We start from the raw sequence: 23,556 nt of genomic DNA, 5'->3' as shown, positions 1-23,556 counted from the left end.
ACCCTGAGCAAACCGAATGCGATCATGAAGCAGCGGGCAGACGTCCTTCAGTCATCTGTCGATGGGAAACCCTTATCGATCCCTGCTGCCGCGTTGTTCGGAGAACGGACGGTCAACCTTTCCAATGGCATTGCGCTTCCKACCGTCGTTATCCTGCGGCCTGCACCGTCCTGGGAATTCCGGATGGGAACGTCGCTTCCGACCAAGGAAACAGTGGGACGATCAACCCGACCACTGGCACTCGAACCTTCGGGTCATTTTATATCGAGGCTGAAATTATCGGCGTTGATGGCGCTCGGTCCTATGTGGCTTTCGGGGATAGCCTGACCTTCGGGACCGGCGATGAACAAGCATCCGGTCCCAAATACAGTTCCGGTATCATTCCTCGGCTCTTTGATAAGTACGGCCTACCATATCTCAAGATCTCCATCGGCAACCTCACGGCCTCTGGGCTGGCAACCAACGGGGCGGCAACCCTTGCAACCCTTCTTGACGGTGCACCGTTCACAGACGGAGTTAATGCTCTCGGCGTCAACGACTTTGCTACCTATGGCAATGCGGACGTCCCGCTGATGTTCAGCAGGTTTCAGTCGCTATATGGTCTCTTTGCCGGGAAGCGGGTTCACCAGCAGACAATCACTCCGCGAACTGACAGCAATGACGGCTACACGACGCCAGGAGGCCAGTCGCCGAAAACCGGTATGGCAACCATGCCGGCGTGTAATGACCTGATCCGCGTGGGCCTCCCGAATGTCCACAATGTCATTGACCGGGCGGACAGCGCAATGTCTGCGCGCAATTCGAATGTGTGGGGTGGTCCGCCCTGGCCCCCCGTCAAGACGGATGGCGTTCATTCGGTGTCAGCGAAGAATGCCAACGAGGTGGCAGTGTTGACGCTCCCGGCTTGGCGCCCCACAGCCCCATCGTCAAAGGCGCGCTGAATGTGTGTCAGAGTCACATCTGTGCGTCTTGTGATGCCCTACCAGATCCATAGGACCGATCACCTTCACCTAGAGGTAGGCCCACGATAACGGGAGTTAAAGCGTTCCGAAGTTCATTTAGATGCCAGAGAATTTGTTGGGCCCGCTCCCTTGTTTTCATTGTTTGGCCATGAACTGTGGCGTCCAAGATCTGAAAATTAATGTGGTTATTGCGGCTCAAGAAACTCTGAAGAGGATAGGCCCCTTCTATCTGCCGAATAAGATCCTCGGAAAAGTTGGGTCTGATTTCATCTGTTTCCGAGGTGTTGTTCATTGCGTTATGAATTGCCATTTCGGCCAACCCTGCCAGCCTGGATATAGTGTAGGCAGCATGCAATTTTCCTTTTCGTTCCACTTCGAGCGCCGCGTTGCGGGTTTCCTGAAGTTCCTGTCTCTGAACTTCAATTTGCTCCTTCAGTAATTGGGAATTGCTGTCGGCCGATTTGCGAGTTTCCTCCACCGTCCACTTGGCTGCAATGAGTGCCATGAACCCTGCTGCCGCTGTGGCAAATGCGGATGCTGCGCCCACGACAACGCTCCATTCGGAAGCACCCCAAGACATAGTCACTCCTACGTTCGCCTTTGGGCGGACATTACCTCCTCTTGGGAAATAGGAAAGCACCCCCGCTCCCGCGAACCGAATGGTCTGACCGGACGATTGTTATACACGTGTTGACGTGCAATTCTGTAAGGTAATTGGGGACGGTGCACATGGCGGTAACGACATTCGCTTCTCCGCCATGGTGGAGAATTGCTCTTGCGTTAGCAGTAGTGCCTTTGGTGGCATCCTTCGCATACGCTGTTTTCAGCCCCGCCTATCAGGGCCTGCCGGATATGACCGAACGCATTATMCGAACAACCCAAGTCGTTGCATTCATCGGTGCCTATCCGCCAACTCTTGTACTGGGAATTCCATTGCTGCTCTATCTGAGGGGACGCATAGGGCCGTCCCTTGCAAATTGTGTGATGGCTGGAGCCTTGGTGGCGACCTTGCCCTGGATATGCCTGGTCCTATTTTTCGGCCCGGATCAGGCTTCTACTGATGACCACGTCACCTACCAAAACGGAATGATGACATGGTGGGGATTTCTGGAAGCTGTCGAATTGCTCGCAGAAATAACGGTATTCGGTATTGCTGCCGGCGCCTTGTTTTGGCTTTTGGCCGCCGCAGGCGTCAAGAGTCACCCCGCTTCTCAAAGTGAATAGCGGCCCCACCGCCCCATCATCATCTGCCTCTGAGGATTTCAGGAACTACGAGTTTTGGATTGCATAGATGAACAGAGCGGTCCACGCCGAACCAATTACAAACACCACTGACCAGAGCCACATTGCTTCTTTTATGACGCGCTCGTTTTTCCTGAGGACGTGCATTAACAACGACAATATAAATAGAAGGTAAGCTTGCGGGGAAAGAAGTATCATGAAAAATAGTGGTCCACGTAATTGGGCCGCGTCGGAAATTTCTTCACAAATGCTGTCGTATGACGTCGGTAATCTAGCTAAAATGTAGAGAGATACGAAGTATATTACAAATATAATGATCATCGATTTTCTTATAAAATGAGTTTTACTCAAAGCCATATCTCGCGGTAGACCTGTATTGCGTCGTGTGCTTAATCTATCGTCGTACTCGAAGTTGTATTCCGAAGCAACTTCTCACCGCCCCATCATCTCTGGAGACTTGTGGCATGCCGGCGTTGATGCAATCATGACAGCTTACGATTGAACATTTGAAGGACATGAAAGTTGACTGCCACTCTCGCGCGCTCGCTTTTTGCCTGTTGCTTAGTGTCAGCCTTGGGATCCAATGCCGAACGCGCCAAGGCTGACACAGCTGATAGCCCCAGCGTTTTTGAACTAGGTAGCTCGCTAGATGAGGCCCGGCGCATTTCAAGCCAGCGGGGTTGGAACGTAAGGGTGCTTTCACCTGAGCTTCCCGGTCAATGGTATGTTGATGGCGCAGAAGTTGGTCTTTTCGTTTGCGATAACAACCAAATCGCCGCTGTGACGAAAACACGAGATGGCGGCGTTGATGAGTTTGCCTCGATCGTGTTCTATTCGTTCACAGTAAAGTATGGTCGACCGGAGACGACCGTAGTGGCATTTCCGTTGGGACTGAACACCGTTTCAAGTATCGATTCAAGATTCGCCCCGGCCGGAGGAGAATCTGTTTCGGTGCAACTCCAAAGCATCGGAGGGCACTCAAGAGTTACTGTGAACCGTGCTTCTGAAACATCGTGTCCGGTGGAAACAGACCCCGCAAATCAGTGAGCCACCGTCCCATCATCATTTGCTTGGAAAATCGGAGACCTTCATGAAGGTAATAGCTCACTAATTCTGCGAGGCATTCATGGACGATTCACCGCAGCCAGCAAGATTGCGGATTGCAAAACTCATCGTAATTTTGACTGTTACCTGGCTGTTTCTCGGCGGTATCTCGTCGATTGTGGTGATGGGAGGTTCCAGTTTCATACCTTCTGCAGATTGGACGTCTGAGACACGTCTTCCGCGCATCATCTTAGGCCTGCTGTCCACCGCTTTTCTTGTCTGGGCCGCATGGAAAGGTGGCAAACGGGCTCGACGGAACGAACTGAACCTTGCCCTCTCAGGTGCAGCGTGTCTTGGGTATTTGACGGGAAGCAACATCCTGTTCATTTGGCCGATACTGCTCCCATTGTTTGCAGGTCATCAAGTTGCGCTCCCGTTCACGGTAGTTAAAGCAATTGACCTCGGTGGAGCGAAATGCCCGTCGAGAGTTGTCTTTGAACAGATGCCCTTCCTACACCAATTTTGCCGTGATCGTGAAAAGGTAAGATTGAGCCTGTCGTCGGGTGAACGTATCGTTGCAGTCGGTTGGGGAACGCAATACGGATTGTACGCGCACGAATTGCGCGCCTCGGACGTTAGAGGCCCCCGCTGACAGTCATTGCCGTGCCGGCCCAGAGCCCCACCGCCCGCTCATCAAATGGCGGTGTGCCCTCTCAAGATCCTACCGGGAAATACCGCACATAGGCGAATTCCTCGCCATCCGGCGACCAGTTCGGCACATTGATCGTGCCCTGCCCGCCGAAGAGCTCGAACAATTCCGTCAGGTTGCCGCCATCCATGTCCATCATTCTCAAACGCACATTCAGATCGCGCGGATGGTCGAAGACATCGGGGTCGTAGGAGAGGATCAGCACCTTGTCGTTGTTGGGTGACGGATGGGCGAACCAGTTTCCGTAATTGTCTGATGTCACCTGGTGGAGACCTGTGCCATCGGGATGGATGCGCCAGATCTGCATCAGCCCGGTGCGGCTGGAGTTGAAATAGATCCACTGCCCGTCTACCGACCAGTCCGGCCCGTCATTGCGGCCCTCGCCATGCGTCAGCCGCTTCTCCTCGCCGCCGTCTACGGAGATCGTATAGATATCAAAAACCTGGTCGCGGATGCCGCAATAGGCAAGCTCGCGCCCATCCGGTGACCAGCCATGCCAGTAGGACGGCAGATTCTTGGTGATCAGCCGCGGCTTGCCGCCCTCGATCGGCAGGATATAGATCGCCGACTTGCCGAATTCGGTCTTGTCGGAAATGACGATCTCTTCGCCATCGGGCGAAATGCCGTGGTCATTGTTGCAGTGGACCGCAAAGCCAGTGTCGACCTTCTCGACAAGATCGCTGCCGTCGAGCCGCAGGCGGTAGAGCAGCCCGTCGCCATTGATCAGCAGATAGGCGCCGTCGCGCGAGAAATTCGGCGCCTCCACCAGCGCCTCCGTCTGCCAGACGACGCGGCTTTCGCCTCTCTTGACGTTATAGATCTCTACCGAACTGCGCATGTGCCCCCTCCCGGAAGTCTCAAAATCAGCGATCCCGGAACCGGTTGGTGATCGGGTAGCGCCGGTCGCGGCCGAAATTCTTCTTGGTGATCTTCACGCCCGGTGCCGACTGGCGGCGTTTGTACTCGGCGAGATAGAGCAGATGCTCGATGCGATGCACCGTCTCGACATCATGGCCGCGCGCCACGATCTCCTCGACCCCCATTTCCCGCTCCACCAGGCATTCCAGGATATCGTCGAGCACGGGATAAGGCGGCAGCGAATCCTGGTCCTTTTGATCAGGCCGAAGCTCGGCCGACGGCGCCTTGTCGATGATATTGTGTGGGATGACCTCGCCCGAGGGGCCGAGCGCATCCGGCGGCACATTCTCGTTGCGCCAGCGGGCCAGCGCATAGACCTGCATCTTGTAAAGGTCCTTGATAGGATTGAAGCCGCCGTTCATGTCGCCATAAAGCGTGGCATAGCCGACCGACATTTCCGACTTGTTGCCTGTCGTGACCACCATCGAGCCGAACTTGTTGGAGATCGCCATCAGGATGACGCCGCGCGCGCGGCTCTGCAGGTTTTCCTCGGTAATACCGCTGTCGGTGCCTTCGAAGAGATCTGATAGCGCCGAGGAGAAGCCCGTCACCGGCTCCTCGATCGCCACGATATCGTAGCGGCAGCCAAGCGCCCTGGCGCAATCGGCCGCATCCTTCAGCGAGTCTTCCGAGGTGTAACGATACGGCAGCATGACCGTGCGCACGCGCTCCTCACCGAGCGCATCAACGGCAATCGCCGCGCAGATCGCCGAATCGATACCGCCGGAAAGGCCGAGCACGACATTCTTGAAGCCGTTCTTGTTCACATAGTCACGGAAGCCGAGCAGGCAGGCGCGATAATCGGCCTCCTCACTCTCGGGGATTCGCGCCATCGGTCCCCCGGAGCAATGCCAGCCGTTTTCCGTGCGCTTCCAGGTCGTGACCGCAAGCGCGGTTTCGAACTGGCTGAGCTGGAAGGCGAGCGACTTGTCGGCATTGAAGGCAAAGCTTGCGCCATCGAAGACGAGCTCATCCTGGCCGCCAAGCTGGGCGGCATAGACCATGGGCAGGCCGGTTTCGATCACCTGCTTCAGCACGACCTGATGGCGGATATCGACCTTGCCGCGATAATAGGGCGAACCGTTCGGCACGAGCAGGATTTCCGCTCCGCTTTCGGCAAGCGTCTCGCAGACACCGAGATCGCCCCAGATATCCTCGCAGATCGGAATGCCGATGCGCACACCACGGAAATTCACTGGTCCCGGCATCGCGCCCTGGTCGAAGACGCGCTTCTCGTCGAACTCGCCGTAATTCGGCAGATCGATCTTGTCGCGCACCGCCACCACCTTGCCTCCGTCGAGCACGGCGATGGAGTTGTAGCGCCCCGTTTCGTCCTGGCGCGGAAAGCCGATGACGATGCCCGGCCCGCCATCGGCGGTATCGGCAGCGAGGCTTTCGACAGCTTTCCAGCAAGCGTGGATGAAGGCCGGCTTCAGAACAAGGTCTTCAGGCGGATAGCCCGAAATGAAAAGCTCGGTCATCATGAGGATATGCGCACCCTGCCGCGCTGCATCGGCGCGCGCCTCGCGCACCTTGGCAAGGTTGCCGGCGACATCGCCCACCGTGGGGTTCAGCTGGGCGATGGCGATGTTGAACGTATGGGAGAGAGCGTTTTCCTGTGTCATGTCATTCATTTAATCCGCCCTTTCGTGCACCGCAATAAGCCGCTTCAAAAGCCGTAGCCATCTGCGGCGAAAATTTGATGAAGGGCAGCCCCATGCCTGTGCCTATCCCTCTGTTTGCCTTGCGCGACGCCGATACGCATTGCAATTTGCGGCAAGGGCGGAATACTGCGCGCCAATTCGATCCATTCCCGGGACAATGCCATGTATAATCTTCCGAATTTCGTCCACCTGCATTTCGGCAAGCCCGCCGATGAGCTCGGAGACATCGAAAAGCGTGTGATCGCCAAGGCGCATGAGCGCAAGATCATCTCCACCGATGTCAACGCCGCCATTGCCGCCGAATCCTCCTTTGGCGAACGTGTAGCCGATGGTATCGCCCGCGTCGGCGGTTCCTGGTCTTTCATCATCACTTTCCTCACTTTCCTCGTGATCTGGACGATCATCAACACGGTCATCCTGATGACCAGGGCCTTCGACCCCTATCCCTTCGTCTTCCTGAACCTGATCCTCTCCATGCTCGCCGCCATCCAGGCGCCGATCATCATGATGTCGCAGAACCGTCAGGCCGAGCGCGACCGTTTCGAGGCCGCCAAGGATTACGAGGTGAACCTGAAGGCCGAGCTGGAGGTGCTGTCGCTGCACCAGAAGATCGATATGCGCGTGCTCACAGAACTCACCGCGCTGCGCGAGGATGTCTCCCGGCTGAACGCCATCCTCGCAGAGCGGGGACAAGGCTAAAACAGCGCGGTCTTAAACAACTGAAATCCCGTCGCAATTTCTGCCCCGCCGCAGCGTTTCATTTGACAGGACGCAAGCATTTGGCTCAACCTGCCGGCACTACGCGAGGGGCGGTGCTTGGCAGAAGAGTTTCATTTCGGCGCGTTTTCGATCGCACCTGCCAGGCGGAGCCTGATGCGGGAAGGTTCTGCCGTGCCGCTCGGCAGCCGCGCCATCGATATTCTGCTGTTTTTGTTGCACCATCCCGGCGAGCTGAAGACCAATGCCGAGATTGTCAGGCAGGTCTGGCCGGATACTTTCGTGGCCGAGGCCAATCTGCGTGTCCATGTCTCGGCGCTGCGCAAGGCGCTGGGTGATATCAAACGCGAGCCGCAATTCATCGCCAACGTCCCGGGCCGCGGCTATACCTTCATCGCGCCCGTCAGCCGTCGCAGCAATGGCGCAGCGCCTGCCACTGCATCTCAGAGATTTCGCTCCGAGCGCCTGCCCGCCCGCATCTTCGGCCGCGAGCAACCGATCGCTGCCATATCAGGCCAGCTCGCCAAGGGGCGCCTCGTGACGATTGCCGGTCCCGGCGGCATCGGCAAATCCACCGTTGCCCGCGCCGTCATCGCGCAAGGCGGCTTCGACGGCGAGATCGTCTGGATCGATCTTTCGGAGGTCGCAACCGGTAATTTGATACCGACCGTCATCGCCTCCGCCCTCGGCATCCTCTCCCGCAGCGACGATATATCAAGGGAGATCGCGGCTCATCTGCAGCTGCGCAAGCTGCTGCTCGTGCTCGACAGCTGCGAGCATGTGGTGGCCGATATCGCCGAGCTCGCCGAGGACCTGCTGGCCGAAGCGCCTGATCTGTATATCCTCGCGACAAGCCGCGAGCCGCTTCGCGCCGAAGGCGAACGTGTCTACCGTCTCCTGCCGCTTGATTTGCCGCAGGGTGCCGTCACCGCCGAGGCCGCCCTTGTCTCGCCCGCCGTGCAGCTTTTCGTCGAACGCGCCGATGCCTGCCTTGGCGGTTACACGTTGACGGATGCGGATGCTGCCGATGTCGTCGATATTTGCACCAGGCTCGACGGCATTGCGCTGGCAATCGAGCTTGCCGCCGGCCGGCTGGAGGCGATGGGGGTCGCCGCCCTCTCCCGCTCGCTGTCGGATTGCTTCCGCGTGCTGACGCGCGGGCGGCGTACCGCGTTGCCACGTCACCAGACGCTGCGCGCCACGCTCGACTGGAGCTACCTCATCCTGTCACTGGAGGAACAGCAGGCGCTACGCGAACTCTCCGTCTTCCGCGGCCGCTTCACCGGAGAGGCCGCCGCTGCCGTCTTCTCTGGAGGCGAGCCCGAGGACCTGCTGGCCGCCCTCGTCGCCAAATCGCTCGTCGCGGTCGAGACGACGACGGACGAAACCCTCTACCGCCTGCTGGACACGACCCGTCTTTATGCCGGTGAGAAACTGGCTGATACTGGCGAGCTGCCCGATGTCATGGCTCGGTTTTCCGGCTATCTTTGCGCCGCACTCGAAAGTGCCGAGCAGGATCTCTATTCCGCTCCGCCGGACCAATGGCCTGAGGATTTCGCCCAGCAGGTTCCGGGCCTTCGAGTAGCCCTCGACTGGGCCTTCGGCACTTCGGGCGATGCGCTTCTCGGTGTGCGGCTCACGGTTGCCGCTCTGCCGCTCTTCTTCCGCCTGTCGCTGCTCGACGAATGCCTGGCCGCACTCACCCATGCCATCGCCTTCCTCGACGCCCGCCCCGGCCTTGACGAGAAAAGCCGGATGAAACTTTACGCCGCGCTCGGCTGGCCGCAGCTTCGCGCCACCCATGCACCGGAACTCGGCGTCGCCGCCTGGACGACGGCATGGCGGATTTCTGAAKAACTCGGTGATGTCGACCATCAGCTTCGCGCCATCTGGGCGCTCTGGGTTGATCTGGTGAACCGCGCTGAACCGCGTCAGGGCCTGGAACTGACGGAGCGTTTCGCAGCACTCGCACCCTCTTCTTCCGACCCCACCGACATCATCATCGGCAGGCGCATGAGGGCCGCGACACTCCACTGGCTTGGTCGCCATGCCGAGGCCCGCAGCGAGCTTCTGGCGATGCTGGCGGAATATGAGCACGTGCCGCAGGCCCGCCATTCCGTGCGCTTCCAGTTCGACCAGCGTGTAACGGCGCGCATCATTCTGGCCCGATGCCTCTGGATGCTGGGCGACGAGGACGCTGCTATGCGCGAGGTCGAAGAAACCATGCGTTACGCTAGCGATATCGGCCACAACCATTCGATCAGCAATCTGCTTGCCGAAGCCGTCTGCCCGCTCACGCTTCTGTCGGGCGATAACGGCGAAGCGGCCGCGGCCATCCAGCTGCTGCGCGACCATACCAAGGCGCTATCACTCGATGTCTGGCATACCTATGCCGAATGCTTCGAGGCGGAACTCCACCTGCGGGCCGGCGAATATAGGCTATGCCTCGCAAAGCTGCGCCCGGCGATGGACATTCTGCGGCATGCCGGCTTCAACCTCTTCCGCACCTTCTTCCAGTCGGTGGAAGCCCAGGCGCTTTCCAATATCGGCCAGCATGCGGAAGCCCATGGCGTCATCGATATAGCGCTCGCCCATTGCGACGCATCAGGCGAACGCTGGTGCCTGCCCGAGCTTCTGCGCATCAAGGCGCTTGTCACCGAGAAGGGACAAGGCCCGGAAGCGCTGGATGCTGCATCAGCCACCCTTGAGGCGGCGCTCCATGCCGCAAGGCAGGATGGCGCCCGCGGCTGGGAGCGGCGCATCCGCGTCGATCTCGAAGCCCTCGGCCATGAACCGGCCCACTTCTCGGACGCCGCCGGCTGAGGCCTTTACACCGATTTACAACTCTCAACTCGTCTGCTTCCCGACCTCCATGCATGATCGCATCAAGAGGAGCATGCCAATGGACGGTCAACTGCCCATCCGCTTTCTGATCGTTCTTGCCGCGGATGGGGCCGACAGCGAAGTCAGGATCATCAACATTGCGCCGGCCTATTACCTTTTCAAGGATGCGCCGGCAGAGGTGGTGCTTGCCACACCATCAGGCGGCTTTCCCAACCTGACGGACGAACTGCGCCGGACCACCCATCCGGACCCGTCCACCCGCCGTTTCCTCACCGATCGCTCGGCGCGCGACGATCTCGCCGATACGCTTCGCCTCGACCAGATCGTCGTCGAGGATTTCGACGCCGCCTTCTGCATCGGTTTTGCCGGTGCGCTCTGGAGCGCCGGCAATAACGGCATTGCCCGCACCCTCAGCGCCTTCCTGAAATCGGGCAAACCCGTCGCCATGATCCCCGGCCGGCATCTGGACATTGCCCCGCAAGGGGCTGCGGCCGGTCTGCTGATCCTCGGCGACAGCCAGGCTTCGCCACTTCTCCCTGCCCATGCGCTGCTCAAGGCCGTGGTCGAACGCCGCAAGGGCATGGCGCCGACAGATTAAAAGTCGCTGGACGGAGATACAGCAGCATTACTATTTGCAAAGGAATCTTTGCAAAGAATCGTTTGCGATGGTAGGCTGTTTTTATGAAAGCGCCCGTCCCTACATCAACGTCAGCGACATCCCGCAACGTCAGCCGCGTCGTCCCCGATGTCACCGCCCTCAAGGCGCTCGCCCATCCCGTGCGCCTGCGCATGCTCGGCATGCTCCGCATCGACGGTCCCGCCACCGCAACCCAACTCGCCACACGCCTCGGCCTCAACAGCGGCGCGACGAGCTATCATCTGCGCCAGCTCGCCCAATACGGCTTCATCGAGGATGCGCCGGGACCATCCCGCCGCGACCGCTGGTGGCGCGCAAGCCACGAGCTCACTTCGGTGCCTGCGGTCGAAACCGAAGGCGAGGCCTTCGACATGGACGTCGCCTTCACGCAGGCGATCCTCTCCCTGCAGGTCAGCCTGATGCAGAAGGCGGTCGAGGAATATGCCGAACTGCCGCTCGCATGGCGCAAGGCGAGCACCGCAAGCGACATCGTCATTCCCCTGACCTCAGAAAAGGCCGAGGCGCTGACGAAGCGGCTGAGCGATATCGTCATGGAAGCAATGAGCGAGGCCCCGCCCCTCGGAGAACCGTTGCCGCCTGATATGGTGCCCTTCATGGTGCTGCTGCACGCCTTTCCCTATCCGGGCCGCGTGCCGCACGGCGAGGAAGAGAACGAGCGATGAGCCGACGCAAGCCTTTCATCGCGCTCGCCATTGCCGAAACGCTTTCGATTTCGGGCACACGGCTCTCCGGCGTCGCCATCCCTTGGCTGGTGTTGAGCACGACGGGCAGCCCCGTACTGACCGGTCTCGTCGCCATGATGGAGATGCTGCCCTATGTCGTCGCCAAGGCTCTTGGCGGCCCCTTGATCGACCGCCTCGGCCCCAAGCGCATCGCCATCATCTGCGACAGCGCCTCGGTGATCGCGGTCGGTCTCGTGCCGCTGCTGCATCTCCTCGACCTGCTCACCATGCCGATCCTGCTGCCGATCGTCTTTGCCATGGGCGTGCTGCGCGGCCCATCGGATGCCGCCAAGCAATCCATGGTTCCCGACATCGCGGAACTCGCCTCCGTGCCGCTGGAGCGCGTGACCGGTGTCGTCGGCGCGATCGAGCGCCTGGCATCGACCGCAGGAGCAGCCGGCGCCGGCGCACTGATTGCGCTTGTCGGGCCGAGCCAGGCGCTTGCCGTCAACGCCCTCACCTTCGCCGCTGCCGCACTGGTCGTCGCGATCGGCATTCCAGCTGTGCGCCATGCCCCGAAAGCTGAAGCTGCTGGCATCTCCGCCTACGGTCGAGAACTGGCGGAAGGTTGGCACTTCATGCGCCGTGATGCGGTGCTCGTAGCGATCGTGCTGATGGTGGCGACAACCAACCTGCTCGATCAGGCCTATTACGCCGTACTACTGCCGGTCTGGACCCAGCATTCCGGCCACGGCGCCGCCCTGCTCGGCACCTTGTTCGCCGTCTTCTCCGCTGCGTCCATGATCGGCGCAGCTATGGCGGCCCTGATCGGCGAGCGGATGCCACGCCTTCTCGTTTACACGGTGGCCTTTCTGCTCACTGGCTTTCCACGCTTTTTCGTCTTTGCGATGGATTCGCCCCTCGCCCTGATTTTCGCAATCCTCGCGATCGGCGGTTTCGCCTCCGGCTTCCTCAATCCCATCATCACGTCAGTCCTATTCGAGCGCATTCYGAAGCCGCTGATGGGCCGCGTCACCTCGCTGAATGCCGCCCTCTGCTGGGCGCTCATTCCCTTCGGTGGCCTCGTCGGCGGCGCGTTGGTCGATGCCTGGGGCCTGTCCGCCGCAATGCTTCTCACCGGCATCGCCTATCTCGCAGCCACGCTCGCTCCCCTGGCGCACGGCAGCTTCCGTGGCTTCGACAGGAAAAAGCTTGCGGATAACGTGCAGTCTTCATGATGATAACCTGGGGKCCACCGGGGAGCGACGATGCCGACATCAGATGACGAAACGCCGCTCGCAGGCGGCAATATCAATGCCGGCGTCGTCAGGGTTGGCGATACGGTACGCCGTTCGATAAGCCCGAATAGCCGGAATGTGCATCGGCTGCTGGAGCAACTGGAACGCCGGGGTTTTGCTGATGCGCCTCGTTTCCTGGGTATTGACGATCAGGGAAGAGAAATCCTCTCTTACATGTCCGGCACCGCGACAATCCCGCAGACGCTCTGGACAAATACCGCCGCCCTGATCGAAGCCGCCCAAATGCTGCGGAATCTGCATGATGCGACCAGAATCCGGGACTTCGCTCCGGACGGTAATTGGGCTTACACCTACCCTCTTGCCGAACGCAACGACGTGATCTGCCACAATGATTTCGCACCCTACAACATGATCTTTCGAGATGGTCTCCCGGTGGCGATCATCGATTTCGATCTGGCAGGCCCGGGACCGCATTTGAGAGACGTGGCCTACCTCGCCTATTGGTTTGCGCCGCTTTCCTATTCATCCGAAGATCTTGCCGAACRATCCGCCCGCGAGCTTGCCGGCGGCAATAGCCGGCTCAAGTTGCTCTGCGCAGTCTACGGCACCAGCGATTATGCCGCCCTGCTGGATATGGTTTCAGAGGTTCTGGAACACATGGGCGACGAGACAGCGGTCGAAAAGATGGTCGGTCGAGACGCGGCAGCCAGACTGCGGGAGGGCGGGCACTTCGAGCATTGGAAGAAGGAGGCCAGGTCCTTCAGGGCGAACCGGCCGGCCATCTGGCGCAATCTGCGATGATGGTCGTGAGCAATTCGGCGCACGGGAGGCCCTCGTGGCTTCGACAGGAAAAAGCTTGCGGATAACATACTGTCTTCATGAGGTTAGTACGTCTTATGGCGCATTGCCGTCATTATAGCTTTGCATCAATTTACGACGGTTAACTCGTATCGCTGGCTGAAGTGAGTCAGCTTGTCCTCGTCGAAGAGGCGCTGAGAAGCCCGCAAGGAGGCAAGCATGCCAAACGGAGGCAAGCATGAATGAGCGCAGCATTGCTCTGACGGCAGATGCCACACGGCGGGACGTTCTTCTGGCAGGAGGCGCCGCCATCGCGGCCATTGCCCTGCCGAAAGCCACGCTTGCCGCAACCAGTTCAATATCACCAGAAAATCGGAGCCAGACCATGCCTTTCATCAAGACCACGGACGGAACTGAGATCTTCTACAAGGATTGGGGCTCCAAAGACGCCCAGCCTATCGTCTTCCACCACGGCTGGCCGCTCAGCGCCGACGATTGGGACGCGCAGATGATGTTTTTCCTCGAAAAGGGTTTCCGCGTCATCGCCCATGATCGCCGCGGCCACGGCCGCTCCACCCAGACCTTCGAAGGCAACGAGATGGACACCTATGCGGCCGATKTCGCCGCGCTGACCGATCACCTCGACCTCAAGAATGCCGTCCATATCGGCCACTCGACCGGCGGTGGCGAAGTCGTCCACTATGTCGCCCGCGCTAGGGAAGGCCGTGTCGCCAAGGCCGTGATCATCGGCGCTGTGCCGCCGGTTATGGTCAAGTCGGAGAAGAACCCCGGCGGCCTGCCGCTCGAAGTCTTCGATGGCTTCCGCACTGCCCTCGTCGCCAACCGCGCGCAGTTCTTCCTCGATATCCCGACCGGCCCCTTCTACGGCTTCAACCGTCCGGGCGCCAAGGTCAGCCAGGGTGTCATCGAAAACTGGTGGCGTCAGGGCATGATGGGCGGCGCCAAGGCCCATTACGATTGCATCAAGGCCTTCTCGGAAACCGACTTCACCGACGACCTCCAGAAGATCACGGTTCCCGTTCTCGTCATGCATGGCGATGACGACCAGATCGTGCCTTATACCGACTCCGCGCCGCTGTCCGCCAAGCTGCTGAAGCACGGCACGCTGAAGACCTATCCCGGCTTCCCGCACGGCATGTGCACCACGCATCCTGAAGTCATCAACCCGGATCTTTTGGCCTTCATCAAGGGCTGAGTTTTTCTACTGACGACCAATGGAAGGCGCGCCCTTGCGGCGCGCCTTTTTTTTGTTTTGAAAGGCTTCCCCGCACGCGCCTTTTTCATCTCGATATCAGTTTGTCAGCATCGACAAACCGGATAAGATCGCCGCTACACGGCCAGCGTTTCGGACGCTGGCTGGTCGGCCATGCTGCCGAACTGGCAGGCGCCAGGATCGATATCGTGACGCTGCGTGAGGATGCCGCAAAATTCGGTCCTGCGCAGAAAGAGGCGGGCCGCGCTCTCGTCAAGGAATGGCTGTGGGATACAGCGCTGTAAAGATCTGAAAATCAATGTAAATCATTGATAATATTGAATTTTAATCGCGAAATCCCACAGCTTGTCTGCTATTGTCTCTTCACGGTGAAAAACGGGAGACGAGAGATGAGCAATCCGGATGATCTCGGCCTGCGGGCCACGCGTCGCGAACTGCTGGCCGGCGCCCTTGCCGGTGCTGCGGCGCTCTCCTTGCCGCGTGCCACTTATGCGGCAGAGTTTCATCGCGTCACGCATGGCGCCTTCGATATCACCGTCGTCAGCGACGGTTTCATCACCCTGCCCGCCGAAGTCCTGCTCCCCGATGCCACGCCGGAGGAACGCCAGTCGATCCTGGCGCGGCTCGGCGGCGATGCGGCAGGCGCCTCGGTGCAGGCCAATATCCCGCTCATTCGTCACGGCAGCGACCTGATCCTCATCGACAACGGCTCGGGTACGAATTTTCAGCCAAGTGCGGGCAAGCTTGCCGCCAACCTCAAGACKCTGGATATCGAGCCCGAGGCAATCACCAAGGTGATCTTCACCCACGCCCATCCCGATCATTCAGGCGCGACGACCACGGCCGATGGCAAGCTGCTCTATCCGAACGCGCAGTATTTCGTCAGCGAGACCGAATGGAATTTCTGGACCGACAAGGACTACGAAACCCATATGCCATCAGCTCTTCATGGTTTCGCCCGCGGCGCGCAACGCGATCTATTCGCGGTCAAGGATAGGCTCACCCTCGTCAAGGCCGGCCAGGAAATCCTGCCCGGAATGCAGGTGATCGAAACATCAGGCCATACGCCGGGCCACATTTCCTTCGAGCTTGCCGGCGACGGCAGTCTCCTCATCACGGGTGACGCCTGCACCAATGACGTGATCTTCTTCGAACATCCGGGCTGGCACTTCGGCTTCGACACCGATCCGGAAACAGCACTGAAAAACCGCCGTATGCTGCTCGACCGCGCCGCTTCGGAAAAGATCAAGCTGCTCGGCTATCACTGGTCCTATCCCGGTGTCGGTTATGCCGAGCGCAGGGACAGCGCCTATCGCTTCGTGAAGGTTTAAACTTGACCCGCATGTTGCGGAAAGGCGGGCAGGTTTGACCCAGCGGCAGCATGTTCGGGCGCTACCGCGGCTCCACTCTCAAGCTCAAATATGTGTCATCGAATTCCGCAATCTCCTGCAGGCGATCCCAGTTGATGATTCTCAGTATCCGGTTTTCCCAGGTGAAGACGTCTTCGCGTTTCAACATCTGGAGAGTCTTGTTGACGTGGACAAGTGAAATTCCCATCGCATCCGCAAGTTCGGCCTGGGTCAGCGGAAATCGAAACGACCAGTTGTCAACTTGCTCCACCGTTCGCAAGCGGACATACAATTCGCAAATCAGGTGCGCGATATGAGCCCGCTTCGATCGTCGCCCCATCGAGGAAATCCACTCGCGATTGATGGCGGCGTCGATGATCGTATTCAACCACAACAGCCGCGCCAGATGCGGCATGGTTTCGGAAATTTTCTTCAAGTCGGAATGATCAGCGAATGCGACACGGCAAGGTGACAAGGCGACGATGCCATGATCGAGCTTCTTCAGCAGGAAGGCGTGCAGGTCGACGAAATCACCCGGCACCTGCAACGCGGTGATCTGCCGTGAGCCATCGGTCATGTCCTTGTAGCGGGCAGACAGGCCTTCGATCATCAACGTACTGTAACCCGGACGCGACCCCTCAACGACGATGTCTTCACCAGGCATGAAGGAGCGGCCGTTGACAATTATTTCGCGCAACCGGGTGCTCTCTTCCGCAGTCAGAACATCGCGGCTTCGAAGATTCAGCAGAAGAGCTTCAATCATCAGATTCCCGTTCGGATCGGTTCATGATCCGATGGAATTTGTGCGAAGGGAACATTTTTCAATGCAAGGCTTTAAGCCTATCAAAATATAGGGAGCCTTCGATGAGCCGATATTACTTTGATCTCCGCAATGGCGACGGTCCGCTACGGGATGACCATGGCCTGGAAATCGGCAGGCGTAGCGACATTGTGCACGAAGTGGCGAAGATCTTGGTGGGAGTCGCAGGCGACGAGCTGCCAACGACGGATCGCGCGACAATTTCGGTCACGGTGCGAGACGAGGGCGGAAAGGTCCTTTCGGTATCGACCCTCACGTTCAACCACGAGTGGACCGACGTGCGACCTGATGCGTAGATTAGAGCGTCCCTTGTGCGTCCGAATGGACGCGCGGCGCTTTATGGGCGTCCTGCATATTGCGGAACGCCATCAGGGATCTCGTAGAAATCGCTCTTGTCGGCGCAGAAGATATGATAGCCGAAGCGGAGTCCGCTCGGTTCGTCGAAAGCGCCGGCCAGGATGGAAATGACCGGCCGGCCGAGCCCCTGCCAGAACAGCGCAGAGCCGCATTGCGAGCAGAACCCGCGCCTGGCCTCATCGCTCGACTGATACCAGCGCAAGTTTTCCTCGCCGGTAATAGTGACGGCCGAAACCGGCACGTCGGCCGCCGCATAATAAAGCCCCGTCTGCCTCCGGCACTGCGAGCAATGGCAGCCGACCACGACATCGGGCTTCTCCCGCGCTTCAAACCGTACAGCGCCGCACAGGCATCCACCCGCATGATGTTCGCTCATTTCCGTTCCCCCCGAAGCGATCGGAAGATTGACGTCGGGACACCCGCCAGTCAAATCCAAAGCGCTGATCGAAGGCTTCAGTAAAACTGATGCTGAGAAAGACGCACGGCACTAACTCGTCGGCGTGCCCTGATGGAAGACGATCTTCCAGCCTTCATCCGTCCGGCGCCAGATGGTCGAACGGCGCGTCACGCGCCAGGGCTCTTCCAGTATGTAGGAGAGCAGGTAGAGTTCAGCCGCCAGCTGCTTAATGCTGAAATCGCGGCATGGCCAGTCGTGCTGCTCCGGTTCCTTATTGTAGCGTTCCAGCAGCGTCTCGATCACATAGGCGCGGTGGTAGATCTTTCCACTTGCGCCGATCTCCGAGAATGCATCATCGATCATGCGCTCGAGGTCAGCCCGCGTCGTCCCGAACTTCCGTCTATGGAAGATCGGTTCACGTTCGGATAACTCCCCGAGAATGTTTTCCAGCTGCAAATCTGTCATCCCACGAACATGTCTCGATATGCTGGTCTGTGCAATGCGCAATCCGGCAGCGCGTATGCGGCACGCATGCGAGCCGTTTGACAAGCGCCCGCCCCGCAAGTACGAAGTCTGGCATGAGCTCCAACAGCGCGCCCATCTCCCGTCTTGACCGCACCTGCCTGCAGGTTGCCGTTCTGCGCGCTTTTGGCGGACGAGGTCTCCGCGTCCAGTCGTGACGTCCGGATGCCCCAGGTGTCCGGCGAACTGCTGGACGTAAAGCCCTCCGCCAAAGAGCAATTCCAGCAAAGCAGCGGTTTTGCGTCCGGAATTGCGCGAAAAAACAGATAGAGCCTTTCTGTGTTTCGAAGAAAACGGAAATGCTCTCGGGCTGCCAGGGAGACAGGCACCGTGCTCAATCTTTTCAATGTCAATTCGCTCGTCCACTGGGAAGAGCGTGAAATCAACATGCGCGACCATATGGTTCGCTTCTTCTCCGAGGAGGTGCGAGGCTTCCTCCGGTCAGCAAATCCGGCCTGGGATATCAGACGGATCGAGGCCCCGGCGCTGACGCCGCGCGCCCTCGTCTCGGACGCTTATACCAATGCCGATATCTGGGTGCAGGAGCAACTCGCCGAAACCGACGCACCGCTTGTGCTGAGGCCGGAAACGACGCCGTCGACTTACGTCTACATGCAGCACATTCTCGGCAATCATTCGAGAACGCGCCTGCCGCTCTGCGTCTGGCAGGCTGGCCGATCCTATCGCCGCGAGCAGGAACAGCCGTCCAGGCATATGCGCCTGAAGGAGTTCTGGCAGCTGGAATTCCAGTGCGCCTATACGGCCGACAGCGGCAACGACTATCACGCCGCTGTCCTTGAACCGGTGCGCCGTATGATCGCCGCGCTCATCCCGCTGCCGACCCGCATCGTGCCCTCCGACCGGCTGCCGGCCTATTCGCAGACGACAGTCGATGTGGAAGTCGATAACGGCGACAAGTGGATGGAAGTCTGCTCGATCTCGCGCCGCACGGACTTTCCGGAGCGCTACAGGACGCAGCCGAAGAAGGGACCGGCCATGGAGCACGACGTCCTCGTGCTCGAAATCGCCATCGGCCTTGATCGCTGCGTTTACAACTGGAACATGGCAACGAGCATGTAAGGAATGCGGACCGGATTCACGGGGGATCCGGTCCGCATGCAAAATATAGTGAAAACAATATGTCTTGAGTTTTGGGCGATGGTTATGGATATCGGCATAAGAGAGGCGGAGTGCGGCGATGCCGAAGTGATAAGCCTGATAATCGTGAGTGCCTTGCGGGAGTCCAACGCAAGCGACTACTCGCCCGAGATCATTACCCGCCTTGAGAAGAACTTTGCCCCACCTGCGATCGAAGCCTTTCTGGAAAACCGCAGGGTCTACGTCGCACTCGTGTCCGGCACTGTCGTCGGCACGGCCAGTCTGGAAGCAGGTTATGTGCGAACCGTCTTCATTGCTCCGGACATGCAAGGCTKCGGCGTCGGCAAGCGACTGCTTCAGGAAATCGAGAACGCCGCGCGTTCCGCCGGGCTTTCCGTCTTGCTCGTCCAATCCTCTGTGACGGCCGAACCGTTTTACGCCAAGCTCGGCTTCACCGCGGTTGGCGATCGCTATCATGGCGATGAACGCACCATCCTCATGCAGATGTCCCTGTCAGGCTAGTCCTGAAGCCCGTCGAAGATCGAACACCATTGCGGGTGCCCCATATCGTAAAGGGCCGCAGCTTCATCAGGGGTGATCCATTGCATCGCCGTATGTTCATCGCCGAGCAATGCAGGCTCTCCGCCCTGCCATTCGCTCACCAGAAAGAGATGAAAGATGGTATCCTGCTCGCGGTGTTCGGCGACTTTGCCAAATCGCACCGGCGTCAACCCGATCTCCTCTTTTGCCTCGCGTATCATTGCGGCTTCGGCGCTCTCTCCGGGCTCAACATGGCCGCCGACCAGATCCCAGCAATCCGGAAAGCGCGCCTTGTGCCCTGCCCGCCGGACCAGCAGAACCCGGCCTTCCCGCCAGAAGATGGCGCATGCAATATCAGTCAAAAACATGTCCCCCGATGCGTCCGCAATCTGCCTCGACAACAGGCGAAAGTCACGTCCCCTTGCCCTTGTCGAAGCATGTCATCGTCGGCCACAGTGCGAATCCGTGCGGCTGCCCCACGCGATGGAGAAACAGTCCTTGGAAATCCCCCCGCAATTCCATGTATCCGAAACGCCTGGCTGGCTGGTGAACCATCGCATCAATTCCGCCCTGCCCGGCTATCTCGTGGTCAGTTCCCGAAGCTTCACCAATGACCTCTCCGAGCTATCGGCTGAAGCGCTTGGCGAACTCGGCCCGTTGCTCGCGAAGGCGCAGACGGCCCTTGGTACGATGCTCGGCGCAAAGCGCGTCTATATCGGACGCTACGGCCACACGCCGGGCTATCCGATCCATTTCCACATCATTCCCGTTTATGACTGGGTGGAATCGCTCTTCTGGCAGGACGAGCGCTACCGTCTGCTTCAGACCTTTGCCGAAGGCACGGGCGAAACCCTGACCGACGGCGCGGAATTGACCTTCTTCATCTGGCGGGAATTCTGCGAGCGCGCCGAGCCGCCGCCGATCCAGGGACCATCCCTTAACGAGACCATCGAATTGCTGAGAGAGGCAATGCGCGCATGATATTTGCAGATGAAGCATTCAGCATCCCCGTTGACCATATCGAATGCCGGCTTTCAGGAAGTTTCCAGCTTTCCGATGCGCTGGAGGCCAGGCGGAAGGCAGGTTGGGAGAGCTTCCTTGCTCGCCATCCCGCCGCCTTTGATGGCACCTTGTTGCGCCTTGCCGCCCATCGCATCGAAGGTGGCAGGCTGATGATAAACGCGGCGAGCACGTCCTTTTCCGCCTATGTTGAGACCCGCCATCCGGGTTTTGCGGACGAGTATCCGCAGGCCGAGCGCGCCGATCCGCTTGGCCTGACCGCGCTTGTGGTAACGGCAGACCAGCGCGTCATCGTCACGAAACGCAGCCTCACGGCCGAGCAGAACCCCGGTGCACTCTATTTCGTCGGCGGCTATGCCGAGCCCGCGACCGGTGAAAACATCGACCTCTTCGACGAAGCGGCCCGCGAAATCGCCGAGGAGATCGCCGTCACTGATCTCCAGCGCCCCGAATCCTTCGCCATCGGCCTCGCCTACGATCCCGTCTTCTGCCACCCGGAACTCTTCCTGCTGACGGTCAGCCGCTCCATCGCCGCCGATATCCTCGAAGGCGCCCGTCACGCGCCTGACCATAACGAGGCTGCAGAACTGTTTACGTCACCGCTGAGTGATATCCTGAACGACGAAGGTCCTCTTGTCGGCGCACCGCGAACATGGAGTTTTCTCAAGGGCCAGGGCTTTCTGCAGCAGCATTTCCGGCAACGCCATTCACTCTAGCGTTGCCGGCTGATAGCGGCCGTCCGATAGCGTCATCCTCCGGGCTGCAAAAGCACGTGTCTCTTCCTGCCGACGGACAGGCGGATGACGCCGTCCTCAACATCCGTATCGACCAGCCGTACGGTTTCATCGAGAACGGSACGGCTGTTGACCCGCACTCCGCCGCCGATGATCAGCCGCCGCGCTTCGCTTTTCGACTTTGCAAGCCCGGCGGCGACAAGGGCGTCTGCCAGCGGAAGACCCTCGCGGAAGGTATCCAGGTTCAGAGCGATCGTCGGCAGCCCGGCAGCGGTCTCGCCCTCTTCGAACATGCGCCGCGATGTTTCGGACGCTTCCGTCGCTGCACCTGCACCATGGCAGAGCCGTGTCACCTCGTCCGCCAGCACCTTCTTCGCCACATTGATCTCGGAGCCGCGCAGCATTTCCAGCCGTGCGATTTCATCCAGCGGCAGTTCAGTGAAGAGCCTCATGAACCGGCCGACATCGGCATCCCAGGTGTTGCGCCAGAACTGCCAGAATTCGTAGGGCGACAAGCGGTCGGCATTCAGCCAGATCGCACCCGACGCACTCTTGCCCATCTTCGCGCCCGAGGCGGTCGTCAAGAGCGGCGCCGTCAATCCGAACAGTGAGCGCCCGCCGGCGCGCCGGCCGAATTCGACGCYGCTGAGGATATTGCCCCACTGGTCGGAACCGCCGAGCTGCAGCAGGCAGCCGTGCCTTTCTGCGAGCACATGGAAGTCGTATCCCTGCATGACCATGTAATTGAATTCGAGCAGCGAAAGCGACTGCTMGCGCTCCAGCCGCTGGCGCACGCTTTCGGATGTCAGCATGCGGTTGACCGAGAAATGCGGGCCGACATCGCGCAGGAAATCCAGGTATTTGAGACCACCAAGCCAATCGGCATTGTTGACCATGAGCGCATCGGTTGGCCCATCGCCGAAGGTCAGGAAACGTTCGAAAATGCGCCGGATACCGGTCAGATTCTGCGCAATCTGCTCTTCGCTGAGCAAGGGACGCGACGTATCGCGAAAGCTCGGATCGCCAAGCCGCGTCGTGGCGCCGCCCATCAGCGCGATCGGCCTGTTGCCGGTCTTCTGGAACCAGCGCAGCATCATGATGGGAATGAGGTGCCCGACATGCAGGCTGTCGGCCGTCAGGTCGAAGCCGTTATAGGCGGTGCCGATCCCGGCGCAGAGCCTGTTGTCAAGCGCTTCGAGGTCGGTGCATTGCTGGATGAATCCGCGCTCCGTCAGAACGCGCAGAAACTCCGACCGGGGACTGGTGGATGGTTGAAAATTGATGGTCACAAGGGTCTCCATTGGGGCCGATGAGGCCGGAGACCTTCTGTTGAAACACACGCCGCCGACCGTGCGGCGTTTCGGGTGTCGTAGATGACCGTCGCCGCTCTATGGGAGCAGCGCGTAATACAGGCCGGAAAGGGTCGGAATACGGGTCATGCAGCCTGCATACAGGGCCTGCGATGCGGCCACAAGGGCTTACATCACCGACGCACGGCACTCGGCACTGCGGACTGAGAGGCTGCCACCTCCAGAAGATCGAAAATTCCGTCCGGAAAGATGATGTCGGTACTGCCGAGCAGTTCCTCTGCGGACCACCAGTGATGGTCGGCCATCACCTCGCGCTCCAGCTCCGTCCAGCCGCTATCGGAGATCGCACCGCGTTCGGCGTGCACCACAAAAAACTGCTCCTCGGCGCGCACCAGTTCGCCATCGGGTAGCTGCAGCTCGAAAGACCGGCTGCCGATCGATGAACCCACCCGATCCGCATGAAGGCCCGTCTCCTCCCTGAGTTCACGCAGAGCCGCTTCTTCGTAGGTCTCACCCTCTTCAAGCCCGCCCCCTGGCGTCGCCCAGTACTGCCGCCCCGCAAGTGCGCCAGATCTGAAGACGAATTTGAAAAGCAGGACGCAGCCGAACTGATCGAGCAGAAGCAGCCGTGCCGACGGACGTATTCGCATCAAACTTACCTCTTGTGTCATCGCTCATGAGAATGGCAATGGAAGATA

At 59.5% G+C, this 23,556-nt stretch carries 27 protein-coding genes; 18 read left to right on the top strand and 9 right to left on the bottom strand.

Features of this window, described 5'->3' with window-relative positions; translation table 11 throughout:
- Positions 1-941: hypothetical protein (locus AC1DNW_RS30565; RefSeq protein ID WP_477855316.1), on the top strand; the 941-nt coding region annotated here is incomplete at its 5' end.
- A 13-nt stretch (positions 942-954) separates the two neighbouring features.
- Here AC1DNW_RS30565 and AC1DNW_RS30560 read toward each other — a convergent pair.
- Positions 955-1,509: a hypothetical protein gene (locus tag AC1DNW_RS30560; RefSeq protein ID WP_477855315.1), complete on the bottom strand. Its 555-nt coding sequence runs from the start codon at positions 1,507-1,509 to the stop codon at positions 955-957.
- A gap of 182 nt (positions 1,510-1,691) precedes the next feature.
- On the opposite strand from AC1DNW_RS30560, the gene AC1DNW_RS30555 reads away from it, so the two are divergent.
- The 3 genes from AC1DNW_RS30555 to AC1DNW_RS30545 all read left to right on the top strand — a co-directional run bounded on the left by AC1DNW_RS30555 (position 1,692) and on the right by AC1DNW_RS30545 (position 3,900).
- Complete coding sequence (locus AC1DNW_RS30555; protein ID WP_113311318.1) at positions 1,692-2,186, top strand: hypothetical protein; 495 nt, start codon at positions 1,692-1,694, stop codon at positions 2,184-2,186.
- A gap of 540 nt (positions 2,187-2,726) precedes the next feature.
- Complete coding sequence (locus AC1DNW_RS30550) at positions 2,727-3,251, top strand: hypothetical protein (RefSeq protein ID WP_162748610.1); 525 nt, start codon at positions 2,727-2,729, stop codon at positions 3,249-3,251.
- Between the two features lie 79 nt (positions 3,252-3,330).
- Positions 3,331-3,900: a hypothetical protein gene (locus tag AC1DNW_RS30545; RefSeq protein ID WP_477855314.1), complete on the top strand. Its 570-nt coding sequence runs from the start codon at positions 3,331-3,333 to the stop codon at positions 3,898-3,900.
- Positions 3,901-3,961: 61 nt separating this feature from the next.
- On the opposite strand, the gene AC1DNW_RS30540 is transcribed toward AC1DNW_RS30545, so the two are convergent.
- Both AC1DNW_RS30540 and AC1DNW_RS30535 read right to left on the bottom strand, forming a co-directional pair.
- On the bottom strand, positions 3,962-4,795 hold the full coding sequence (locus AC1DNW_RS30540; RefSeq protein WP_113308316.1) for a TolB family protein: 834 nt from the start codon (positions 4,793-4,795) through the stop codon (positions 3,962-3,964).
- A gap of 25 nt (positions 4,796-4,820) precedes the next feature.
- Entirely contained in the window at positions 4,821-6,500 is a 1,680-nt protein-coding gene (locus tag AC1DNW_RS30535) for an NAD+ synthase (RefSeq protein WP_113308398.1), read from the bottom strand.
- A gap of 201 nt (positions 6,501-6,701) precedes the next feature.
- Between AC1DNW_RS30535 and AC1DNW_RS30530 the strand changes: the two genes are divergently transcribed.
- The 9 genes from AC1DNW_RS30530 to AC1DNW_RS30490 all read left to right on the top strand — a co-directional run bounded on the left by AC1DNW_RS30530 (position 6,702) and on the right by AC1DNW_RS30490 (position 16,042).
- Positions 6,702-7,238, top strand: a complete 537-nt coding sequence (locus tag AC1DNW_RS30530) for a DUF1003 domain-containing protein (protein WP_113301109.1) — start codon at positions 6,702-6,704, stop codon at positions 7,236-7,238.
- Positions 7,239-7,355: 117 nt separating this feature from the next.
- Complete coding sequence (locus AC1DNW_RS30525; protein ID WP_477855313.1) at positions 7,356-10,079, top strand: ATP-binding protein; 2,724 nt, start codon at positions 7,356-7,358, stop codon at positions 10,077-10,079.
- Between the two features lie 79 nt (positions 10,080-10,158).
- Positions 10,159-10,698, top strand: coding sequence for a type 1 glutamine amidotransferase family protein (locus AC1DNW_RS30520; RefSeq protein WP_113308318.1), 540 nt, complete (start codon positions 10,159-10,161; stop codon positions 10,696-10,698).
- 83 nt (positions 10,699-10,781) lie between these two features.
- The gene (locus tag AC1DNW_RS30515; protein ID WP_113308319.1) at positions 10,782-11,420 is read left to right on the top strand and encodes a winged helix-turn-helix domain-containing protein; all 639 of its coding nucleotides are present in this window, start codon (positions 10,782-10,784) and stop codon (positions 11,418-11,420) included.
- Positions 11,417-12,658, top strand: a complete 1,242-nt coding sequence (locus AC1DNW_RS30510) for an MFS transporter (protein ID WP_477855312.1) — start codon at positions 11,417-11,419, stop codon at positions 12,656-12,658. The genes AC1DNW_RS30515 and AC1DNW_RS30510 overlap by 4 nt, the downstream gene beginning before the upstream one ends.
- A 30-nt stretch (positions 12,659-12,688) precedes the next feature.
- A complete protein-coding gene (locus tag AC1DNW_RS30505) occupies positions 12,689-13,480 on the top strand; it encodes an aminoglycoside phosphotransferase family protein (RefSeq protein ID WP_477855311.1) in 792 nt (263 codons plus the stop codon).
- A 382-nt stretch (positions 13,481-13,862) separates the two neighbouring features.
- Positions 13,863-14,693 (top strand): alpha/beta fold hydrolase, encoded by an 831-nt coding sequence (locus AC1DNW_RS30500; RefSeq protein WP_477855320.1) that lies wholly within the window; start codon positions 13,863-13,865, stop codon positions 14,691-14,693.
- 101 nt (positions 14,694-14,794) lie between these two features.
- Positions 14,795-14,995, top strand: coding sequence for a type 1 glutamine amidotransferase family protein (locus AC1DNW_RS30495; RefSeq protein WP_113308323.1), 201 nt, complete (start codon positions 14,795-14,797; stop codon positions 14,993-14,995).
- Between the two features lie 105 nt (positions 14,996-15,100).
- Positions 15,101-16,042 (top strand): MBL fold metallo-hydrolase, encoded by a 942-nt coding sequence (locus AC1DNW_RS30490; RefSeq protein WP_113308324.1) that lies wholly within the window; start codon positions 15,101-15,103, stop codon positions 16,040-16,042.
- Positions 16,043-16,103: 61 nt separating this feature from the next.
- Here AC1DNW_RS30490 and AC1DNW_RS30485 read toward each other — a convergent pair whose 3' ends face one another.
- Complete coding sequence (locus AC1DNW_RS30485) at positions 16,104-16,823, bottom strand: Crp/Fnr family transcriptional regulator (RefSeq protein WP_113301101.1); 720 nt, start codon at positions 16,821-16,823, stop codon at positions 16,104-16,106.
- A 101-nt stretch (positions 16,824-16,924) separates the two neighbouring features.
- On the opposite strand from AC1DNW_RS30485, the gene AC1DNW_RS30480 reads away from it, so the two are divergent.
- Positions 16,925-17,176: a DUF6894 family protein gene (locus AC1DNW_RS30480; RefSeq protein ID WP_113301100.1), complete on the top strand. Its 252-nt coding sequence runs from the start codon at positions 16,925-16,927 to the stop codon at positions 17,174-17,176.
- 41 nt (positions 17,177-17,217) lie between these two features.
- Here the strand turns inward: AC1DNW_RS30480 and AC1DNW_RS30475 are convergent, their stop codons facing one another.
- Positions 17,218-17,613, bottom strand: coding sequence for a GFA family protein (locus AC1DNW_RS30475; RefSeq protein ID WP_113308325.1), 396 nt, complete (start codon positions 17,611-17,613; stop codon positions 17,218-17,220).
- Between the two features lie 111 nt (positions 17,614-17,724).
- Positions 17,725-18,099: a DUF4440 domain-containing protein gene (locus AC1DNW_RS30470; RefSeq protein WP_113308326.1), complete on the bottom strand. Its 375-nt coding sequence runs from the start codon at positions 18,097-18,099 to the stop codon at positions 17,725-17,727.
- A 387-nt stretch (positions 18,100-18,486) separates the two neighbouring features.
- Between AC1DNW_RS30470 and AC1DNW_RS30465 the strand changes: the two genes are divergently transcribed.
- Together AC1DNW_RS30465 and AC1DNW_RS30460 are read left to right on the top strand one after the other, a co-directional pair.
- On the top strand, positions 18,487-19,236 hold the full coding sequence (locus tag AC1DNW_RS30465; RefSeq protein WP_113308327.1) for an aminoacyl--tRNA ligase-related protein: 750 nt from the start codon (positions 18,487-18,489) through the stop codon (positions 19,234-19,236).
- 84 nt (positions 19,237-19,320) lie between these two features.
- The gene (locus AC1DNW_RS30460; protein ID WP_477855310.1) at positions 19,321-19,776 is read left to right on the top strand and encodes a GNAT family N-acetyltransferase; all 456 of its coding nucleotides are present in this window, start codon (positions 19,321-19,323) and stop codon (positions 19,774-19,776) included.
- Here AC1DNW_RS30460 and AC1DNW_RS30455 read toward each other — a convergent pair.
- Complete coding sequence (locus AC1DNW_RS30455) at positions 19,773-20,156, bottom strand: NUDIX hydrolase (protein WP_162748454.1); 384 nt, start codon at positions 20,154-20,156, stop codon at positions 19,773-19,775. The genes AC1DNW_RS30460 and AC1DNW_RS30455 overlap by 4 nt on opposite strands.
- A 136-nt stretch (positions 20,157-20,292) precedes the next feature.
- Here AC1DNW_RS30455 and AC1DNW_RS30450 point away from each other — a divergent pair, with 136 nt between their 5' ends.
- Both AC1DNW_RS30450 and AC1DNW_RS30445 read left to right on the top strand, forming a co-directional pair.
- On the top strand, positions 20,293-20,775 hold the full coding sequence (locus AC1DNW_RS30450) for an HIT family protein (protein WP_113301094.1): 483 nt from the start codon (positions 20,293-20,295) through the stop codon (positions 20,773-20,775).
- Positions 20,772-21,530 (top strand): NUDIX hydrolase, encoded by a 759-nt coding sequence (locus AC1DNW_RS30445; protein WP_477855309.1) that lies wholly within the window; start codon positions 20,772-20,774, stop codon positions 21,528-21,530. Before AC1DNW_RS30450 ends, AC1DNW_RS30445 begins: the two co-directional genes overlap by 4 nt.
- Before the next feature lie 32 nt (positions 21,531-21,562).
- Here the strand turns inward: AC1DNW_RS30445 and tyrS are convergent, their stop codons facing one another.
- Both tyrS and AC1DNW_RS30435 read right to left on the bottom strand, forming a co-directional pair.
- Positions 21,563-22,849 carry a tyrosine--tRNA ligase gene (gene tyrS / locus AC1DNW_RS30440; protein ID WP_477855308.1) on the bottom strand — a complete coding sequence of 429 codons (1,287 nt, stop codon included), beginning with the start codon at positions 22,847-22,849 and terminating at the stop codon, positions 21,563-21,565.
- A 182-nt stretch (positions 22,850-23,031) separates the two neighbouring features.
- A complete protein-coding gene (locus AC1DNW_RS30435; RefSeq protein WP_113308332.1) occupies positions 23,032-23,508 on the bottom strand; it encodes an NUDIX domain-containing protein in 477 nt (158 codons plus the stop codon).
- Positions 23,509-23,556 lie beyond the last annotated feature (48 nt).

Source organism: Rhizobium sp. 05L429 (assembly GCF_056397645.1).
Note: the sequence above shows the minus strand (reverse complement) of the source record. Positions and strands in the feature narration are given on the sequence as shown.